The organism is Streptomyces sp. NRRL B-1347, assembly GCF_000720325.1.
Taxonomy (GTDB): Bacteria; Actinomycetota; Actinomycetes; order Streptomycetales; family Streptomycetaceae; genus Streptomyces.
Window position 1 is genome coordinate 106,085 of record NZ_JOJM01000015.1, and the last position, 19,092, is coordinate 125,176.

The 19,092-nt window shown below is 72.4% G+C and carries 17 protein-coding genes and 2 pseudogenes; 11 read left to right on the plus strand and 8 right to left on the minus strand.

Going from position 1 to position 19,092, the window contains the following annotated elements; translation table 11 throughout:
* Positions 1–25 precede the first annotated feature (25 nt).
* From IG74_RS0115820 to serA, 4 genes are all read left to right on the plus strand, one after another.
* Complete coding sequence (locus IG74_RS0115820; protein ID WP_030676388.1) at positions 26–1,888, plus strand: acetolactate synthase large subunit; 1,863 nt, start codon at positions 26–28, stop codon at positions 1,886–1,888.
* A gap of 44 nt (positions 1,889–1,932) precedes the next feature.
* Positions 1,933–2,457 carry an acetolactate synthase small subunit gene (gene ilvN, locus IG74_RS0115825; RefSeq protein WP_030676392.1) on the plus strand — a complete coding sequence of 175 codons (525 nt, stop codon included), beginning with the start codon at positions 1,933–1,935 and terminating at the stop codon, positions 2,455–2,457.
* Positions 2,458–2,543: 86 nt separating this feature from the next.
* Positions 2,544–3,542 (plus strand): ketol-acid reductoisomerase, encoded by a 999-nt coding sequence (ilvC, locus tag IG74_RS0115830; RefSeq protein WP_030676395.1) that lies wholly within the window; start codon positions 2,544–2,546, stop codon positions 3,540–3,542.
* 306 nt (positions 3,543–3,848) lie between these two features.
* A complete protein-coding gene (serA, locus tag IG74_RS0115835; protein ID WP_030676398.1) occupies positions 3,849–5,453 on the plus strand; it encodes a phosphoglycerate dehydrogenase in 1,605 nt (534 codons plus the stop codon).
* A 127-nt stretch (positions 5,454–5,580) separates the two neighbouring features.
* Here the strand turns inward: serA and IG74_RS0115840 are convergent.
* A pseudogene (locus tag IG74_RS0115840) lies at positions 5,581–5,838 on the minus strand (MFS transporter); the annotation flags it as partial.
* Between IG74_RS0115840 and IG74_RS54680 the strand changes: the two are divergent.
* Positions 5,836–6,117, plus strand: a pseudogene (locus IG74_RS54680) (hypothetical protein); the annotation flags it as partial. The pseudogenes IG74_RS0115840 and IG74_RS54680 sit on opposite strands and share 3 nt — an antisense overlap.
* Here the strand turns inward: IG74_RS54680 and IG74_RS0115845 are convergent.
* On the minus strand, positions 6,103–7,272 hold the full coding sequence (locus tag IG74_RS0115845) for a PucR family transcriptional regulator (RefSeq protein WP_030676405.1): 1,170 nt from the start codon (positions 7,270–7,272) through the stop codon (positions 6,103–6,105). The pseudogene IG74_RS54680 and the gene IG74_RS0115845 sit on opposite strands and share 15 nt — an antisense overlap.
* A 259-nt stretch (positions 7,273–7,531) precedes the next feature.
* Between IG74_RS0115845 and IG74_RS0115850 the strand changes: the two genes are divergently transcribed.
* The 4 genes from IG74_RS0115850 to IG74_RS0115865 all read left to right on the plus strand — a co-directional run bounded on the left by IG74_RS0115850 (position 7,532) and on the right by IG74_RS0115865 (position 11,697).
* The gene (locus IG74_RS0115850; protein WP_030676407.1) at positions 7,532–8,458 is read left to right on the plus strand and encodes a proline dehydrogenase family protein; all 927 of its coding nucleotides are present in this window, start codon (positions 7,532–7,534) and stop codon (positions 8,456–8,458) included.
* 55 nt (positions 8,459–8,513) lie between these two features.
* Positions 8,514–10,145 carry an L-glutamate gamma-semialdehyde dehydrogenase gene (pruA, locus tag IG74_RS0115855; protein WP_030676411.1) on the plus strand — a complete coding sequence of 544 codons (1,632 nt, stop codon included), beginning with the start codon at positions 8,514–8,516 and terminating at the stop codon, positions 10,143–10,145.
* Between the two features lie 122 nt (positions 10,146–10,267).
* Positions 10,268–11,002 (plus strand): HAD family hydrolase, encoded by a 735-nt coding sequence (locus IG74_RS0115860; RefSeq protein WP_030676415.1) that lies wholly within the window; start codon positions 10,268–10,270, stop codon positions 11,000–11,002.
* Positions 10,999–11,697, plus strand: coding sequence for a hypothetical protein (locus IG74_RS0115865; RefSeq protein ID WP_158857640.1), 699 nt, complete (start codon positions 10,999–11,001; stop codon positions 11,695–11,697). Before IG74_RS0115860 ends, IG74_RS0115865 begins: the two co-directional genes overlap by 4 nt.
* Positions 11,698–11,705: 8 nt before the next feature.
* Here the strand turns inward: IG74_RS0115865 and IG74_RS0115870 are convergent, their stop codons facing one another.
* Positions 11,706–12,584, minus strand: a complete 879-nt coding sequence (locus tag IG74_RS0115870) for an alpha/beta fold hydrolase (protein WP_030676422.1) — start codon at positions 12,582–12,584, stop codon at positions 11,706–11,708.
* A gap of 160 nt (positions 12,585–12,744) precedes the next feature.
* Here IG74_RS0115870 and IG74_RS0115875 point away from each other — a divergent pair, with 160 nt between their 5' ends.
* Positions 12,745–13,854 carry an alkene reductase gene (locus IG74_RS0115875; RefSeq protein WP_030676424.1) on the plus strand — a complete coding sequence of 370 codons (1,110 nt, stop codon included), beginning with the start codon at positions 12,745–12,747 and terminating at the stop codon, positions 13,852–13,854.
* Here the strand turns inward: IG74_RS0115875 and IG74_RS0115880 are convergent.
* From IG74_RS0115880 to IG74_RS0115895, 4 genes are all read right to left on the minus strand, one after another.
* Positions 13,833–14,564, minus strand: coding sequence for a nitroreductase family protein (locus IG74_RS0115880; RefSeq protein WP_030676426.1), 732 nt, complete (start codon positions 14,562–14,564; stop codon positions 13,833–13,835). The two genes, IG74_RS0115875 and IG74_RS0115880, sit on opposite strands and share 22 nt — an antisense overlap.
* Positions 14,565–14,638: 74 nt before the next feature.
* A complete protein-coding gene (locus IG74_RS45890; protein WP_078868800.1) occupies positions 14,639–15,769 on the minus strand; it encodes a lysophospholipid acyltransferase family protein in 1,131 nt (376 codons plus the stop codon).
* Between the two features lie 131 nt (positions 15,770–15,900).
* The gene (locus tag IG74_RS0115890) at positions 15,901–16,764 is read right to left on the minus strand and encodes a phosphatidate cytidylyltransferase (protein ID WP_030676434.1); all 864 of its coding nucleotides are present in this window, start codon (positions 16,762–16,764) and stop codon (positions 15,901–15,903) included.
* A complete protein-coding gene (locus IG74_RS0115895; RefSeq protein ID WP_030676436.1) occupies positions 16,761–17,363 on the minus strand; it encodes a CDP-alcohol phosphatidyltransferase family protein in 603 nt (200 codons plus the stop codon). The genes IG74_RS0115890 and IG74_RS0115895 overlap by 4 nt, the downstream gene beginning before the upstream one ends.
* A 52-nt stretch (positions 17,364–17,415) precedes the next feature.
* Between IG74_RS0115895 and IG74_RS0115900 the strand changes: the two genes are divergently transcribed.
* The gene (locus IG74_RS0115900) at positions 17,416–17,976 is read left to right on the plus strand and encodes a GNAT family N-acetyltransferase (RefSeq protein ID WP_051854932.1); all 561 of its coding nucleotides are present in this window, start codon (positions 17,416–17,418) and stop codon (positions 17,974–17,976) included.
* Between the two features lie 31 nt (positions 17,977–18,007).
* On the opposite strand, the gene IG74_RS0115905 is transcribed toward IG74_RS0115900, so the two are convergent.
* Complete coding sequence (locus IG74_RS0115905) at positions 18,008–19,015, minus strand: NADP-dependent oxidoreductase (protein WP_030676440.1); 1,008 nt, start codon at positions 19,013–19,015, stop codon at positions 18,008–18,010.
* Positions 19,016–19,092 lie beyond the last annotated feature (77 nt).

The window sequence follows — 19,092 nt, forward strand, 5'->3', positions numbered from 1 at the left end:
CGAATCCCTCAGCTTCGAGAAGAGAATGCCGATGACCGAGCAGGCCACCGGGGCCAGCCATCCGCAGCCGCGGCCCCGATCCTCTGGACAGCAGCAGTCCGCGCCCGTCGAGCACGTCACGGGTGCGCAGTCCCTGATCCGTTCGCTCGAGGAAGTCGGGGCCGACACCGTATTCGGCATTCCCGGAGGCGCGATCCTCCCGGCGTACGACCCGATGATGGACTCCACGCGGGTCCGGCACATCCTCGTCCGCCACGAGCAGGGCGCGGGTCACGCGGCCACCGGCTACGCCCAGGCCACCGGCAGGGTCGGCGTGTGCATGGCCACCTCGGGCCCCGGCGCCACCAACCTGGTCACGCCCATCGCGGACGCCCACATGGACTCCGTCCCGCTGGTCGCGATCACCGGCCAGGTGGCGTCCAAGGCGATCGGCACGGACGCCTTCCAGGAGGCGGACATCGTCGGCATCACGATGCCGATCACCAAGCACAACTTCCTGGTCACCAAGGCCGAGGACATCCCGCGCACCATCGCGGAGGCCTTCCACATCGCCTCCACGGGCCGTCCGGGCCCCGTCCTCGTCGACATCGCCAAGGACGCGCTGCAGGCACGGACCACGTTCTCCTGGCCGCCGCAGCAGGAGCTGCCCGGCTACCGCCCGGTGACCAAGCCGCACGCCAAGCAGATCCGCGAGGCCGCGAAGCTCATCACCGCCGCGAAGCGCCCCGTCCTGTACGTCGGCGGCGGCGTCATCAAGTCCGGCGCCACCGCCGAGCTGAAGGTCCTCGCCGAGCTCACCGGCGCGCCCGTCACCACCACCCTGATGGCGCTCGGCTCGTTCCCCGACAGCCACCCGCTGCACGTGGGCATGCCGGGCATGCACGGGGCGGTCACCGCCGTCACCGCGCTGCAGAAGGCCGACCTGATCGTCGCCCTTGGCGCCCGCTTCGACGACCGCGTCACCGGCAAGCTGGACAGCTTCGCCCCGTTCGCGAAGATCGTGCACGCCGACATCGACCCGGCCGAGATCGGCAAGAACCGCGCCGCCGACGTGCCGATCGTCGGCGACGCCCGCGAGGTCATCGCCGACCTCGTCCAGGCCATCCAGGCCGAGCACACCGCGGGCCACACCGGCGACTACACCGCCTGGTGGGCCGACCTGAACCGCTGGCGCGACACCTACCCGCTCGGCTACGGCCACCCCGACAACGGCCAGCTCGCGCCGCAGCAGGTCATCGAGCGCATCGGCCAACTGGCTCCCGAGGGAACGATCTTCGCCGCGGGCGTCGGCCAGCACCAGATGTGGGCCGCGCACTTCATCCAGTACGAGCAGCCCGCGACCTGGCTCAACTCCGGCGGCGCCGGGACGATGGGCTACGCCGTCCCGGCCGCGATGGGCGCCAAGGCCGGCCAGCCGGACCGGACCGTCTGGGCGATCGACGGCGACGGCTGCTTCCAGATGACCAATCAGGAGCTCACCACCTGCGCCCTGAACAACATCCCGATCAAGGTCGCCATCATCAACAACGGCGCCCTGGGGATGGTCCGCCAGTGGCAGACGCTGTTCTACAACCAGCGCTACTCCAACACCGTGCTGCACAGCGGCCCGGACGCGGACGGCAAGCAGCCGAGCGCCGGCACCCGCGTCCCGGACTTCGTCAAGCTGTCCGAGGCGATGGGCTGCTACGCGATCCGCTGTGAGGACCCGGCCGACCTCGACAAGGTCATCGAAGAGGCCAACGCCGTCAACGACCGGCCCGTCGTGATCGACTTCATCGTCCACGAGGACGCCCAGGTCTGGCCGATGGTCGCGGCGGGCACCTCGAACGACGAGGTCATGGCCGCCCGGGGCGTGCGCCCCGACTTCGGCGACGGCGAAGACGACTGACGGCCCACGGAACACGAGGCAGAGGCACGAGACCCATGACTCCCATGTCGAAGCACACGCTCTCCGTCCTGGTGGAGAACACCCCCGGCATCCTGGCCAGGATCGCCGCCCTCTTTTCCCGCCGCGGCTTCAACATCGACTCCCTTGCCGTCGGCGTCACCGAGCACCCCGACATCTCCCGCATCACCATTGTGGTGAATGTCGAGGAACTGCCGCTCGAACAGGTCACGAAGCAGCTCAACAAGCTGGTGAACGTCCTGAAGATCGTCGAACTGGAGCCGGGCTCCGCCGTTCAGCGCGAACTCGTCCTGGTGAAGGTGCGCGCTGACAACGAGACCCGCTCCCAGATCGTCGAGATCGTCCAGCTGTTCCGCGCCAAGACCGTGGACGTCGCACCCGAGGCCGTGACCATCGAGGCCACCGGGTCGAGCGACAAGCTGGAGGCCATGCTCAAGATGCTCGAACCCTTCGGCATCAAGGAGCTGGTGCAGTCCGGCACCATCGCGATCGGCCGCGGCTCGCGCTCGATCACGGACCGCAGCCTGCGTGCCCTCGACCGCACCGCCTGACGTTCCGCATTCCGGAACCCCCCGACCTTCCTGACCGAGCCCGCCGTACGGTGGGACGCAACATCAGCACACATAGGAGATATCCAGTGGCCGAGCTGTTCTACGACGCCGACGCAGACCTGTCCATCATCCAGGGCCGCAAGGTCGCGGTCATCGGTTACGGCAGCCAGGGTCACGCCCACGCCCTTTCGCTGCGCGACTCCGGTGTGGACGTCCGGGTCGGCCTGCACGAGGGCTCCAAGTCGAAGGCCAAGGCCGAGGAGCAGGGCCTGCGCGTGGTCACGCCCGCCGAGGCCGCCGCCGAGGCCGACGTCATCATGATCCTGGTCCCGGACCCCATCCAGGCCCAGGTCTACGAGGAGTCCATCAAGGACAACCTGAAGGAGGGCGACGCGCTCTTCTTCGGCCACGGCCTGAACATCCGCTTCGGCTTCATCAAGCCCCCGGCGGGCGTCGACGTCTGCATGGTCGCCCCCAAGGGCCCGGGCCACCTGGTGCGCCGTCAGTACGAAGAGGGCCGCGGCGTCCCGTGCATCGCGGCGGTCGAGCAGGACGCCACCGGCAAGGGCTTCGAGCTGGCCCTGTCGTACGCCAAGGGCATCGGCGGCACCCGCGCGGGCGTCATCAAGACGACCTTCACCGAGGAGACCGAGACCGACCTGTTCGGTGAGCAGGCCGTGCTCTGCGGCGGCACCGCCGCCCTGGTCAAGGCGGGCTTCGAGACCCTCGTCGAGGCCGGCTACCAGCCGGAGATCGCCTACTTCGAGTGCCTGCACGAGCTGAAGCTGATCGTCGACCTCATGTACGAGGGCGGCCTGGAGAAGATGCGCTGGTCGGTCTCCGAGACCGCCGAGTGGGGCGACTACGTCACGGGCCCGCGCATCATCACGGACGCCACCAAGGCCGAGATGAAGAAGGTCCTCGCCGAGATCCAGGACGGCACGTTCGCGAAGCAGTGGATGGACGAGTACCACGGCGGTCTGAAGAAGTACAACGAGTACAAGCAGCAGGACCAGGACCACCTGCTGGAGACCACGGGCAAGGAGCTGCGCAAGCTCATGTCCTGGGTCAACGACAACGAGTAGGGCGTACTCCGGCGGGGCCGGGGCGCATCGCCCCGGCCCCCCGGGCACGAGGACACGGGGCTCCGCCCCGGACCCCGCTCCTCAAACGCCGGAGGGGCTGGATCTCGCCTTCCGCGGTTGTCCGCCGTGTCCAGCCACGTCCGGGTGATCCTTCCAGTCAGGCGCATAAGGCCCCCGCAGCCGCCACTACACTGCAAACCACATTCGCGTCAGGCCCACAGCGTCGTGCGTCTTCCACGCGGCTAGCCACCTCCACCGCCTGCGGCCGTCGGGACGGCCGTCCGCATTGGACTTGTGAGGACTCACGTGAGCACTGCTGCCAACGGCAAACCGGTCGTACTCATCGCTGAAGAGCTGTCGCCCGCGACCGTCGAAGCCCTGGGCCCGGACTTCGAGATCCGGCACTGCAACGGCGCGGACCGCGCGGAGCTGCTGCCCGCCATCGCCGACGTCGACGCCATCCTGGTCCGCTCCGCGACCAAGGTCGACGCCGAGGCCATCGCCGCCGCCCGCAAGCTGCGGGTCGTCGCCCGCGCGGGCGTCGGCCTCGACAACGTCGACGTCTCCGCCGCCACCAAGGCGGGCGTCATGGTGGTGAACGCGCCCACCTCGAACATCGTCACCGCCGCCGACCTGGCCTGCGGTCTGATCCTCGCCACCGCCCGCAACATCCCGCAGGCCAACACCGCGCTGAAGAACGGCGAGTGGAAGCGCTCCAAGTACACCGGTGTGGAGCTGGCCGAGAAGACCCTCGGCGTCGTCGGCCTCGGCCGCATCGGCGCGCTCGTGGCGCAGCGGATGTCCGCGTTCGGCATGAAGGTCGTCGCCTACGACCCGTACGTGCAGCCCGCGCGCGCCGCGCAGATGGGCGTGAAGGTGCTCTCGCTCGACGAGCTCTTGGAGGCCTCGGACTTCATCACCGTGCACCTGCCGAAGACGCCCGAGACCGTGGGTCTCATCGGCGACGAGGCGCTGCACAAGGTCAAGCCCGCCGTCCGCATCGTGAACGCCGCCCGCGGCGGCATCGTCGACGAGGAAGCGCTGTACTCGGCGCTCAAGGAGGGCCGCGTCGCGGGCGCCGGCCTCGACGTGTACGCGAAGGAGCCGTGCACCGACTCCCCGCTGTTCGAGCTCGACCAGGTCGTGTGCACCCCGCACCTCGGCGCGTCCACCGACGAGGCGCAGGAGAAGGCGGGCATCTCGGTCGCCAAGTCCGTACGGCTCGCGCTCGCGGGCGAGCTGGTCCCCGACGCGGTGAACGTGCAGGGCGGTGTCATCGCCGAGGACGTGCGCCCCGGCCTGCCGCTCGCCGAGAAGCTCGGCCGGATCTTCACCGCCCTCGCGGGCGAGGTCGCGGTGCGCCTCGACGTCGAGGTGTACGGCGAGATCACCCAGCACGACGTGAAGGTGCTCGAACTGTCCGCCCTCAAGGGCGTGTTCGAGGACGTCGTGGACGAGACCGTCTCGTACGTGAACGCGCCGCTGTTCGCGCAGGAGCGCGGTGTCGAGGTGCGGCTCACCACCTCCTCCGAGTCGCCCGACCACCGCAACGTGGTCACCGTGCGCGGCACGCTCGGCGACGGCGAGGAGGTCGCGGTCTCCGGCACGCTCGCCGGACCCAAGAACCACCAGAAGATCGTCGCGGTCGGCGAGTACGACGTGGACCTGGCGCTCGCCGACCACATGGTCGTGCTGCGGTACGCGGACCGGCCGGGTGTCGTCGGCACCGTCGGGCGCGTCCTCGGCGAGGCCGGGATCAACATCGCGGGCATGCAGGTCGCTCGCGCTGACGTGGGCGGGGAGGCGCTGGCCGTCCTCACCGTCGACGACACCGTGCCGCCCGCGGTGCTCGCGGAGGTCGCCGCCGAGATCGGGGCGACGTCCGCCCGCTCGGTGAACCTGGCCGACTGACAGGCCTCGCTCCATCGGCGCTGCGCGCCGCGTCCTCAAACGCCGGACGGGCTGGAAACCTCCAGCCCGTCCGGCGTTCGGCGTGTCAGCGCAGGGACTTGGCGGCCAGGCCCGCGGCCAGCAGGAGCACCGCCGCGCCGATGGAGCCCAGGACCGCCATCCCGAGGGCGCCGCCGAACTCCTGGCCCGTCTCCAGGAGGGAGGAGGCCGCGCCCGCCTTCTCCGCGGGGGCCGCCCCGAGCGCCAGGTCCGTCAGCTGGGAGCCCACGGCCACGGCCCCGCAGGCGAGCACCCCGGCCCCGGTGAGCACCGTCCACATCGCGTCCGTACCGGCGGCGAAGAGCAGGCCGTAGCCGCAGGCCGAGAGCACGAAGCCGCCCGCGAGGGGCGGCTCTACACCACCCTGCTCAACGGCCTCATGGTGCAGTGGCTCTTCGACCCGGGCTCGGCCACCACCGCCGGGCAGCTCACGGAGGGGCTGCGGCGGGTGGCGGAGCGGGTCTCGGCGGACGAGGGCCGGCGTCTAAGCGGGCATGATGAAGTCCGCCGCATGCTGGAAGCGCCCCGAAGGGGCGCGGGGAACTGCGCGACCAGCCTCGACGAACCCGCAGGCGAACGACGGCATGGCACGGCGGATCCAGCGGAGCGCTTAGCGCAGCCGTGACGCCTTCAGGGCCATGTGCAGGAGCAGCCGGTCCTCGCCCTCGTCCAGGTCCAGCTTCGTGAGCTGCTCCACGCGCGAGAGGCGGTAGTACAGCGTCTGGCGGTGGATGCCCAGTTCCGCCGCGGCCCGGCCCGCCTGGCCCGCGCAGTCGAGGAACACCTCGGCGGTGCGGGCCAGTTCGCGGTGCGCGGGGGCCAGCAGCGCCCGGGCCACGGCGTCCTGCGCGGCCTCCGCGGGCAGCGCGGTGAGCAGCCGGTAGGGGCCGATGTCCGACCAGCGGGCGAGCGGCCCGAGCCGGGGCTCGGCGAGCGCCGCGCGGGCCGCCGCCGACGCCTCCGCCCAGGCCGCGCCCAGCTCCTCCAGGCCGTGCCGGGCGCCCGCGACCCCGGCCGTCGCGCCGCCGCCCGCCGACTCCGCGAGGCGGGCCGCCGTCGTGAGCGCGGGGGTCAGGGCGTCCGCCGAGCGCAGCCGCACCAGCACCGCGAGCGACTGCCCCACGGCACCCGTCGTGATCCACGGCACCGTGCACAGGGCCGTCGCCCCCGGCACGGTCCGCAGCGCGGGCGCGTCCTCCGGGCCCGCCGCGGGCCACGGCGCCACGCACACCACCGCGTGCAGGCCCTCGCCGCGCGCCCCCAGCGCCGTGCGGAGCGCCGCCACCGCCATGTCCCGCTGCCAGCCGCGCTCCGCCGTCAGGGCCGCCCGGAACTCGCGGGTCAGGTCGGCGCCCGCCTGCGCCTCGTCGGCGAGCAGCGCGCCGATCCGGGCGGCCACCTCCATCGCGGCGCCGAGCCGCGCCTCCGTGGGGCCCGGCTCGCCGTCGAGCAGCCACACATAGCCCAGGGCGTAACCCCGGTGGCGTACCGGCAGGCAGATCCGGCCGCGGTGCACGCCCGCCTCCGGGGTCGGCGGGATGCGGACCGGGGCGGTGGCGCGCGTGATGCCGAAGCTCTCGAACCAGGAGCGGACCGCCGCCGTGGAGCGGCGGGTGAGGATCGAGCGGGTGCGGACCGGGTCGAGGTCCGCCGCCTCGAAGCCGTCGCCGCCGTCGTGGGCGCCGAAGGCGATCAGTTCGAAGTCGCGGTTCTCCAGGGTCGCGGGCGCGCCGAGCAGGGCCGAGATCTCGTCGACCAGTTCCTGGTAGTCGCCCTTCACCCGGGCCCTTCCTTCGCTCCGTGCGGGCTGTGCCGCCTGCCCGGTTCCCTCGTCGTCAATGCTTTCGAAGGCCATTCTCGCGCAGTCCGGCACCGGACTCAGACATCTGTCTGAGATCCAGCCCACGGATGCGTGACAGGTGTCGATAGCTCAGGATCGGAGGGATCCTTAGGTTTCACGGTGGTTCTCCGTGCCGTACCAGTTTTGTCGCAAAAATGATGCCGGTACGGCTTCGTTCGTACTCCCGTGGAGGTGCCCCGTGCTGGGTCCCGTGATCCTTGCCGCGTCGCGCAGTGACAAGATGCGCCGTTTCGTTTCGGCGGCGCCGGGCACCAAGCAGGTCGTCGACCGCTTCATCGCCGGTGAGACCGTCGACCAGGTCGTCCCGATCGTCGAGGACGCGGTCGGCAAGGGCCTGGAGGTCACCCTCGACGTCGTCGGTGAGGACATCACCACCGTCGAGCAGTCGTACGCCGCGCGCGACGCGTACCTGGAGCTCATCGACCGCCTCAAGGACCTCGGCTTCGGCGAGAAGGCCGAGATGTCCGTGAAGCTGTCGATGTTCGGCCAGGCGCTGGAGAACGGCCACGAGCTGGCCCTCGCCAACGTCCGCCCGGTCGTCGAGGCCGCCGCCGCCATCGGCACCACCGTGACCCTCGACGCCGAGGACCACACCACCCTCGACTCGATGTTCGCCATCCACGACGAGCTGCGGAAGGACTTCCCGCAGACCGGCTGCGTCATCCAGGCGTACCTCTTCCGCACCGAGGACGACGCCCGTCGCCTGGCCGAGAACGGCAGCCGCGTGCGCATCGTGAAGGGCGCCTACAAGGAGCCCGCCGAGGTCGCGTACCAGGACAAGGCGGAGATCGACAAGGCGTACGTCCGCATCCTGAAGATCCTGATGGAGGGCGACGGCTACCCGATGATCGGGTCCCACGACCCGCGCCTGATCGCCATCACCCAGGAGCTGGCGCGGCGCGCCGGGCGCAAACTGGACGAGTACGAATTCCAGATGCTGTACGGCATCCGCAGCGAGGAGCACCTGCGGCTCGCCGCGGAGGGCCACCGGATGCGCGTGTACACCGCCTACGGCACCGACTGGTACGGCTACTTCATGCGCCGCCTGGCGGAGAAGCCGGCGAACCTGCTGTTCTTCGGCCGCTCCATCCTCACCAAGGGCTGAGCCGCCCGCACCCTCCACGCACAGAGCCCCCCGCACAGAAGGAGCTAAGGAACTCATGGACGCTGTGACCCAGGTCCCCGCCCCGGTCAACGAGCCGGTACACGGCTACGCCCCGGGCTCCCCGGAGCGCGCCCGGCTCGAGGCCAAGCTCAAGGAGCTGTCCGAGAACCCGATCGAGCTGCCGATGACCATCGGCGGCGTCAAGCGCCTCGGCGGCGGCGAGCCCTTCCAGGTCGTCCAGCCGCACAACCACAAGGCCGTCATCGGCACCGGCCGCGGCGCCAGCCAGCAGGACGCGCAGGACGCGATCGACGCCGCGCTCGCCGCCGCCCCGGCCTGGCGCGCGATGTCCTTCGACGACCGCGCCGCGATCATCCTGCGCGCCGCCGAGCTGCTCTCGGGCCCCTGGCGCGAGACCCTCGCGGCCTCCACCATGCTGGGCCAGTCGAAGACCGCGCAGCAGGCCGAGATCGACACCCCCTGCGAGCTCGTCGACTTCTGGCGCTTCAACGTCGCCTACGCCCGCGAGATCCTGGCCGAGCAGCCCCCGGCCAACTCGCCCGGCGTGTGGAACCGCATGGACCACCGCCCGCTGGAGGGCTTCGTCTACGCGATCACCCCCTTCAACTTCACCGCGATCGCGGGCAACCTGCCGACCGCCCCCGCCCTGATGGGCAACGTGGTCGTGTGGAAGCCGTCCCCGACGCAGACGCACGCCGCCGTGCTGCTGATGCAGCTCCTGGAGGAGGCCGGTCTCCCCAAGGGCGTCATCAACCTGGTGACCGGCGACGGCATCGCCGTCTCCGAGGTGGCCCTGAACCACCGCGACCTGGCGGGCATCCACTTCACGGGTTCGACCAAGACCTTCCAGCACCTGTGGAAGACGGTCGGCAACAACATCGAGAAGTACCGCTCGTACCCGCGCATCGTCGGCGAGACCGGCGGCAAGGACTTCGTCGTCGCGCACCCGTCCGCGGACCGCGCCGTCCTGAAGACCGCGCTGACCCGCGGCTCGTTCGAGTTCCAGGGCCAGAAGTGCTCCGCGTCCTCGCGCGCCTACATCCCGGCCTCCATCTGGAACGACGGGTTCAAGGAGGAGTTCGCGGCCGAGGTCGACGGCATCACCATGGGTGACGTCACCGACCTGTCGAACTTCATCGGCGCCGTCATCGACGACCGCTCCTTCGCCAAGAACAAGGCCGCGATCGACCGTGCCGCGGCCGACCCGAGCTGCACGATCGTCGCCGGCGGCACCTACGACGACTCGGTGGGCTACTTCGTGCGCCCGACCGTCGTCGAGTGCTCGGACCCGGAGAACGAGGTCTTCAAGGCCGAGTACTTCGGCCCGTTCCTCGCCGTGTACGTCTACGAGGACGACCAGTACGACGCCATGCTGGAGCAGATGGAGTCGGTGTCGGACTACGCGCTGACGGGTGCGGTCATCTCCAACGACCGCGCCGCCGCCGCGCACACGATGGAGAAGCTCCGCTTCGCCGCGGGCAACTTCTACATCAACGACAAGTCGACCGGCGCCGTCGTCGGCCAGCAGCCCTTCGGCGGCGGCCGTGCCTCCGGCACCAACGACAAGGCGGGCGCCCCGCAGAACCTGATGCGCTGGACCCTGACCCGCGCCATCAAGGAGACCCTGGTCCCGCCGACCGACTACTCCTACCCGCACATGGGCTGACGCCCGACCGGGGGCGCACGCCCTCCTGAACCCCCGCCCCCGGCCTGGGCCCCACCCCGGCCGGGGGCGGTGTTGTGTAGGTTGCGACGACACGGCGGCGCGCGACCCAGGGGGCCTTGCGGGTGGACGATCCGAAGCACACGGACGATCCGAGGCACACGGCTGATCCGCAGCACACGGACGGTGCGCGGAATCCGGACGGGCCGGGGGACCGGCCGTCGGTGGTCCTGTTCGACCTCGGCAACGTGCTGTTCCGTGACCCCTGGGAAGCCCTCCTGCTGACCGAGGGCGCGGGCCTCGCCGACCGCATCGGGCTCGACCGCGGCGAGGTGGAAGCGGCCGGGCGCCGGCTCTGGCGCCGGTTCAGCGTGGTCGAGGCCGATGAGCAGGCGTACTGGGACGCGCTGGGCCGTGAGCTCGGCAGAGCGGTGCCGCCCTCGCTCGTCAAGGAGCTAGAGGAGCACCTCCTGCTCGCCAACCCGGCGGCGGGCGAGCTCCTCGCGGCGGCCGCGGACGGCGGGTCCCGGCCGGTGGGCATCGCCTCGAACAACACGTCCTTCTGGTACGCGAAGCAGGCCGAGCGCCTGTCCCTGCACCGGTGGGTGGACCCCCGACTCGTCTTCCTCTCCCACGAGCTGGGGGTGACGAAGGGCGCCCGGGGGCGCGGCCTCCTCGAAGCGGCCGCCGAGCGCACGCATCCGCCGTCGACCCTGCTGATCGAGGACCGGGCGGGCAATCTGCGCCGCGCGCGGGGCCTCGGCTTCCGGACGGCGGCGTACGCGTTTGAGGGAGCGGCAGCTTCGGAAGGCTTCAAGACCACGGACTCGCGGGAGCTGCTGAGGAGACTCTCGGTATGAGCGTGCCGCCACCGTCGCCCCCGCCATCGCCGCCCCCTCCGGAGTCCTCCGGGCGCCCGCCCCGCAAGGGCCCCGCCGGAGTGCGGCCCCCGGACGCCGAATCCGGCCTCGCGGCGCCGTCGCCGGTGGTCGCCACGCTCCTGGCCGAGTACAACTCGCTGCGGCAGGAGAGCCTCCAGGCCATCACCAACCGCATCCAGATCATGAACTTCGCGTTCACCTCGCTCGCGGTGGTCGTCGCGGCCGTCCTGACGTCCGACCTGTCCCGCGGCGTCCTGATCCCCGCCTGCCTGGTCTTCGTCCCCGCGGCGGCCAAGGCGAGCCTGCTGATCTGGCTGGGCGAGTACCACCGGTCGCAGCGGGCGGGCCAGGGCGTCGCCGCGGTCGAGCGCCGGATCAACGCGCTGCTCGGCGGCAGCGCCGTGCTCAGCTGGGAGTCCCGCCTCGTCTCCTCCGGCACGCACATGGGCTATCCGTACGTGGCGACGGCCGCGTTCATCCTGAGTACCGGCGTGCTCGCTGAGCTCCTCGGCGCCTACTTCCTGATCGAGCGGTACGCCAGCGGCGGCACGCTCTGGGACAACGTCGCGCTCGGCGGAGCGGTGGCGCTCTACGCGGCGCTGACCGAGGCGGTCTTCCTGCGGTTCTTCCGGACGCGCTGGCGGGCCATCCGCAGTGCGACGCACAGCGGATAGCGCCGGGGCTAGGCCCCCGCGCGGCGGCCGAGGAAGTCCTCGACCAGGGCGGCGATCTGCCCGGCGTGCGTCTCCAGGGCGAAGTGGCCCGTCGGCAGCAGGTGCACCTCGGCCTCGGGCAGGTCCCGCTGGAAGGCGGTTGCGCCGGCCCGCACGAAGATCTGGTCGTGCGCGCCCCACACCGCGAGCACCGGCACCTGGCTCTCGCGGAAGTACGCGTGGAAGTCCGGGTACAGCGCGATGTTGCCGCCGTAGTCGCCCATGAGGGCGAGCTGGACGGCGTCCTGCCCCGCGCGCGCCATGGCCGCGGTGTCGTGCTCCCACGCGTCCGGGCTGATCAGGTCGCGGTAGCGGTCGGGGACGCCGTGCGTGTACTGCCACTTGATGCCTTCGGGGGAGCGGATCTCCCGCACGGCCGCGGCGGTCTCCTCGTTCGGGTCCTTGATGTACGCGAACACGGGCGCCCAGGCCTCGGCGCCGAGGCCCTCCTCGTACGCGTTGCCGTTCTGCGTGACGATCGCGGTGATCCGCCCCGGGTGGGCGAGGGCGAGGCGCAGACCGATCGGCGCGCCGTAGTCCTGGACGTACAGCGCGAACCGGGTCAGGCCGATCCGCTCGGTGAACTCGGCGGTGACGTCGGCCAGTTCGGCGAAGGTGTACGGGAAGGAGTCGGCGGCGGGCGCCGCCGAGCGGCCGAAGCCGATGTGGTCAGGGGCGATGACGCGGAAGCGGTGGGCGAGGCGCGGGATGAGGTCCCGGAACATGTGCGAGCTGGACGGGAAGCCGTGCAGCAGGAGCAGCACGGGGGCGTCGGCGGGCCCCGCCTCGCGGTAGAAGACCTCGTGCCCGCGGACGGTGGTGGTGCGGTGGTGGACCTGGGTACTCATTCCTCTAACCCCTCATTCTCGCTTTGGTGGTTGCGTGCGGGATGAGTGCATCACGGACTCAGCTAACCAGTCAAGATGTTTTTAAGGGTTAGGGAAGGGGGCTCGGGCCCGGCTGTGCGGACTTGAAACTGACACCTGTGTCAGCTTCTACCGTTCCGGCATGACGCAGAACACGCTCCTCACCCCGTACGCAGCCCCCTTCGGCAACCTCCCCAACCGCATGGTCATGGCCCCCATGACCCGCTTCCGCGGCGAGGAGGACGGCACCCCGCAGCCGATCGTCGCCGACTACTACGCCCAGCGGGCGAGCGCCGGGCTCATCGTCACCGAGGGCATCTGGCCCAGCAGCCGCGGCCAGAGCGGCTGGCGCATCCCCGGCCTGGAGACGGCCGCGCACGTCGCGGGCTGGCGCCGGGTCACCGAGGCCGTGCACGCCGCGGGCGGGCGGATCTACGCCCAGCTCATGCACGGCGGCCGGCACGGCCACCCGCTGTCCCGCATCGACGGCGACGCGCCCGCCGCCCCCTCCGTCGTGGTCTCGCCCGAGCTGGTGCACGTGCGCGACGGCGGCAAGGCCGAGCCGGTGACCCCGCGCGTGATGACCCTCGACGACATCCGCACCGCCGTCGACGACCACGTGGCCGCGGCCCGCAACGCCGTCGAAGCGGGCTTCGACGGCGTCGAACTGCACGGCGCCAACAGCTACTTGATCCACCAGTTCCTCGCCGACAACACCAACCTCCGCGACGACGCGTACGGCAGGGGTTCGACCGGGAACCGCATCCGGTTCGCGGTGGAGGTGGTCCGCGCGGTCGCCGACGCCATCGGCGCCGAGCGGCTCGGCCTGCGGCTCTCGCCCGGCAACCCGCAGTTCGGCATGTACGAGGCCGACCCGGGGCCGGTCTACCGCGCGCTGCTCGACGAGCTCGACGGCCTCGGCCTCGCCTATCTGCACCTCACCGACAACGACCGCTACCCCGCCCTGGCCGACCTGCGCCCCCACTGGAGCGGCACCCTCATCGCCAACGTCGGCGAGAACGGCGACCCGACGACCAAGGAGGCGGGCGAGGCCGTCGTCGCCGACGGCCGCGCCGACCTCGTCTCCTACGGCAGGGCGTTCCTCACCACGCCGGACCTGCCGCACCGCTTCGCCGTGGGCGCGCCGCCGAACGACCTCGACGCGGCGCACCTGTACACCAACGGCGCCGAGGGGTACACCGACTACCCCGTGCTGCCTGCCCGGGAGCTTCAGACCTCCACGAGCACCTGATCGAGGGACTTGCGCACCAGATCGGGGACCTGGCAGTCCGGCGCCGGATAGCCGACGGGGATCACCGCGAACGCCTTCTCGTTCTCCGGCCGCCCGAGCACCTCGGACAGGAACCGCATCGGGCTCGGCGTGTGCACGAGCGCGGCGAGCCCCGACAGGTGCAGCGCGGACAGCAGCATCCCGACCGCGATGCCGACCGACTCGTCGACGTAGTAGTGCTTGTGCTTGGTGCCGTCGTCGCCGAGCCAGTACCGCTGCTGGAACACGACGATGAGGCCGGGCGCGTCCGTCAGGTGCGGCTTCACCTCGTCCGTGCCCAGCGGGCGCAGCGCGGCCAGCCACTCCTCGCCGAGCCGCCCGTCGTACGAGATCCGCTCCTCGTGCTCGGCGGCCTCCCGGATGCGGCGGCGGACCTCGGGGTCCTGCACGAGGACGAACGTCCACGGCTGCTGGTGCGCGCCCGACGGCGCGGTCGCCGCGCACGCGACGGCGTCCCGTATGACCTGTGGCGGCACGGGGTCCGACGAGAACTGCCGCACGGTGCGGCGCTCGTGCATCCGCTCCCTCAACTCGGCCGCGTGCGCGAGGGATTCGGCCTGGGGCATGCGGGCGGGGCGGTAGGGGACCGAGCGGTAGGGCTGCCCGTGGATCGGTGTCCAGCGCTCGGCGGGGTGTCCGGTCTCCGGCTTGTGCTGTTCGGTATCAGGCATGCCTCGATTCTGGGACCGGGGGCGGCGGCGCGCCATGGTGCGTACCTATGGAGTGCGTGGAAGGCACCCGTCCGTCAGCTCCAGCCCGCCACGATCAGGCCGAGGCCCGTCGCGAACCCGCCGCCGAGCAGCGCCAGATACGTGCCGTAGCGGCGGCGCAGCCGATGGGCCAGGAAGCCGAACGCGCCGAACCCCAGGCCCACGGTGAGGGTGCGGGAGCCGCGCGAGAGCGCCGCCTCGGCCAGCCAGTCGGGGGCCGCGACCTCCGCGCGGCCCGCCTCGGCCGCGTACACCTTGAACGGGATGCCGTTCCACGGCTGGTGCCGGACCGCCGCCGGGCCCTCGGCGGCCAGCTCGTGGCGCACCTCCGCACGCATCCGGTCGGTGGTGAGGGGGTGCGGCACCTGGACGCCGGAAGCGGCCAGGTGCAGCGCGAGGAGGCCGCCGGTGAGGCTGCCGGCCAGGGCCGTCAGGGCCAGCTTGAGGGACCTGCGGGGCAGCGCCACGCAGGCGATCGCGAGGAACAGCTCCGGCATCAGCGGCCAGCTCAGCGCCTCCGCGCACGCCCACGCGAACGCCAGCGGAAGACCCCAGCGGGAGCCGACCGCCGCCGCGACCCGCTTGCGCGCACGGGAGTCCCGCAGGGGCTCGGCCGCGGTGCGCCGGTGCAGCTCCGCCACCGCCGCGCGCGCCTCCTGAGCCGTCGCCGTCGGCGGCAGCGGCTCGCCGATCGTCACGCGCACCAGGGACGGGCGCAGCCTGCCGTGCTTGGGGAGCAGCCGGTCCGTGCCCGCGATGCCCACCGGGACGACCGGCACGCCCGCCTGCCCGGCCAGGACCAGGGCACCCTTGTGGAACGCGCCGAGCTCGCCCCGGCGGGCCCGGGTGCCCTCCGGGAACAGGACCACCGCGTGGCCCGCGCGCAGCGCGTCCTCCTTGGCCAGCAGGTCGTCCATGCCGCCGCCCGTGCGGCGCACGGGGAAGCCCGCGGCCAGGCGTGCGCACACGCGGCGCCGCCAGGGGGAGGCGAACCAGTAGTCCGCGGCGGCGGCGATGGTGGGGCTGTGGCGCGCGTCCAGGGCGGCGAGCAGGGCCGCGGTGTCGGCGTGGGAGGTGTGGTTGGCCACGACCACGCAGCCGCCGTCCGGCAGGGCGCCCTTGCGGGCGATGCCACCGGTGAGGGTGAGGAGGCCGCGCCAGAGCACGGCCCGCGCGGCGGCGCCCCAGGCCCGCCCCTTCCCGAACCGGGGGCTGCCGCCCCCGGGCCCCTGCCCTTTGGGCGCTTCGCGCCTTGTCCTCCATCGCCGGACGGGCTTGATGGGCTTGCTCTCCGTCTTCACAGTCCCACCGCCATCGTCAGGAGCAGGGCCAGGAGCAGCGAGTCCACCCGGTCCAGGAGGCCGCCGAAGCCGGGGAGCCAGGTGCCCGCGTCCTTGACGCCCGCCTCGCGCTTCACCATGGACTCCAGGAGGTCGCCCAGGACGCAGCCGACGAGCACCGCCGCCCACAGCGTCACCGTGAGGGCCCCGACCGCCGCCAGGGCCAGGGCCGTCGCCGCCGCGGTGCCCAGGACCCCCGCCCACGTCTTGTTGGGGGACAGCGGCGAGAGGGAGCGGGCCAGCGGGCCACCGCGGCCCAGGGCCGTGCCCGCGCACCACGCGCCGATGTCCCCGAAGGCCACCGCCACGCCCACCGCCACCGCCGTGCCGTCCAGGAGGACGAGGCCGGTGAGGGAGACCGGGATCCAGAGCACGCCGAAGAGGGTGCGGCAGGCCCGGGTGAAGCCGTGCTCGGTGTCACCGGTCAGGAGTGCGGGCAGGGCCGACACGATCAGGAGGGCGGCCGGCGCGCGCAGGTCGAGCGTCGCGGGCGCCAGCCAGGCCGTCGCGGGCAGCAGGACCGCGGCCACGCCGAGCACCGCCCGCTCGCCCCGCGCAAGGCGGTACATGCGGGCGTACTCCGCCACGGCGACCACGCCGAGCCCGGCCGCCAGGGCGAACGCCCCCGCCCGGCCCGCCCAGAGCGCGCCGAGGAACAGCGGTGCCGCGAGCGCCCAGGTCCGCCAGCGCCTGCGCAGCTCGGCCCGCATCCGGACCCGGGACGGCAGCGCGGCGACGGCGACGCCGCCCGCGCCGAGCGCCCCTGCCACCACGGGCACGGCCCGCGCGGCCGCCTCGGCCGCGAGGAACGCGACGCTCATCGGGTCCCCAACTCCCCCCACAGGCGCCCGCACCGGGCGGCCGCCGTCAGCGCGGAGCCCGCGGCGATCACCACGAGCACGGGCACCGCCAAACCGGACGCGGCGGCCACCACGACCAGCGCGCAGCGCTCCGTCTTGCCCACCGGGCCGCCGTTGCGGCGCTCCGCGCCCGCCGCCGCGCCCGCCAGGGACACCCAGGACGGGAGCGTCGCCGCGAGGGCCGCCGTCGCCACCAGCCACAGCGGGGCGAGCGGCAGGAAGCCCGCGAGCATCACCAAGTCGGCCGCCCTGTCGCCGAGTTCGTTGAGCAGGGCCCCGCGCCGCGTCGTACGGCCGGTGTCGCGGGCCAGGGCGCCGTCCAGGTTCGCGCAGGCCAGGCGTGCCGCGAGCAGCGCCGCGACCGGGAGCGCGGCCAGCGGCGCGGGCAGCCACGCGAGGGCCGCGGCCGCGCCCGCCGCGCACACCACGCCCGCCGCCGTGAGCGCGTCCGGCGACACCGCGCGGCGCACCAGCGCACCGCGCACGCCGGACAACTTGGCGGCGTACCAGGGCTTGAGGGCGTAGAGGCCGAGGCCGTGGGAGCCGGAGGAACCGTTCATACCGTCGACTCTGCCGCCGCCCGGCCCCCGGCAAATCGGGATGCGTACTCAGATGCCGCCTGAGTACCGTGAGCGCGTGACCACACAGACCACCCTCCGCACGGCACACACCGCCGAACTCGCCCCCGCGGACCTCGCCGCCGCCCGCGCCCTCATGGACCTCGCCTTCGACGGGGACTTCTCCGACGAGGACTGGGACCACGGGCTCGGCGGCATGCACGCCCTCGTCCACGGCGCCGACGGCGAGCTGCTCGCGCACGGCTCCGTCGTGCAGCGGCGCGTCCTGCACAACGGCCGTTCGCTGCGCGTCGGTTACGTGGAAGCCGTCGCCACCCACCCGGACCGGCAGCGGCAGGGGCTCGGCGGGCAGGTCATGAGCGCCCTGGAGGACATCGTCGAGCGGGCCTACGACCTGGGCGTCCTCTCGCCGTCCGAGGAGGGCGAGAAGCTGTACCTCGCGCACGGCTGGCAGACCTGGACCGGCCTCGTCGGCACGCTCGGCCCGCAGGGCGTGGCGGAGATGCCCGACGAGGACGCGCCCATGCTGCGCGGCGCCGACCTCGACCCGGCGCACCCGCTGCTCATCGACTGGCGCGACGGGGACGTGTTCTAGGGCGTACGCCCGGCCGGTCCGGAGGGTCCGGCTATGCCGGTGCCCCCGTGGCCCGCACGATCATCTTCCCCACGTTCTCACCCCGCAGCATCCCCAGGAACGCCTCCACGATCCGGTCGAAGCCGTCCACCACCGTCTCGTCGAGGCCGATCCGGCCGCTGAGCAGATGCGGGACCACGTACGCGTACAACTCCTCCTGCACGTCGTAGTAGTCGCGGACGAGGAAGCCCTCCATGCGCAGGCTCTTCTCCACGATCTCCGAGAGGTTGCGGGGCGCGGCGAGCGCCCGGGTGCTGTTGTACTGCGCGACCGTGCCGACGCGCAGGATGCGGCCGCGGTCGCGCAGGCCCTCGATCGCCGCCTCCAGCTGCTCGCCGCCGACGTTGTCGACGTAGAGGTCCACGCCGTCGGGCGCCGCCTTCGCGAGCAGCTCGGCGGCAGGGCCCTCGTGGTAGTCGAAGGCGTCGTCGTAGCCGACGTGCTCCTTGAGGTAGGCGACCTTCGCGGCCGAGCCCGCGCTGCCGACGACGCGGCCCGCGCCGAGGAGCTTCGCCAGGCGCCCGGCGGCCGTGCCGACGCCGCCCGCCGCCGCCGACACGAACAGGTCGTCGCCCGCGCGCACCGGCGTGATCCGGGTCAGACCGACGTACGCGGTCAGACCGGTGCCGCCCAGGATGCCCAGGTGCGCGGAGAGCGGCACCCCGTCGAAGCGCGGCAGGACGCGCGCCTCCTGCGGCGTCACCACCGCGTGCGTGCGCCAGCCCTTGCGGTGGAAGACGATCCCGCCCTCCGGGAGCGCAGGGTCGCGCGAGGCGATCACCCGGCCCAGGGTGCGGCCCTCCAGCGGCGCGTCGAGCGCGAAGTCGCCGTCCATCATCTCCCGGTGGTACGGGTCCACCGACCAGTAGAGGTTCTCCACGAGCGCCGAGCCGGGCGCGGGCTCCGGCAGCGCGGACTCCACGAACGCGAAGTGCGCCGGGGTGGGGAAGCCGTGCGGGCGGGCGGTCTGCTGGACGGTCAGGGCCGTGTCGCTGGTCATGCCCGGAAACGTACGGCGGGAATGCGGCCGCGCGGCAGAGGGTTCGGCTCATGGAACGCGACGAACCATGAACGCTC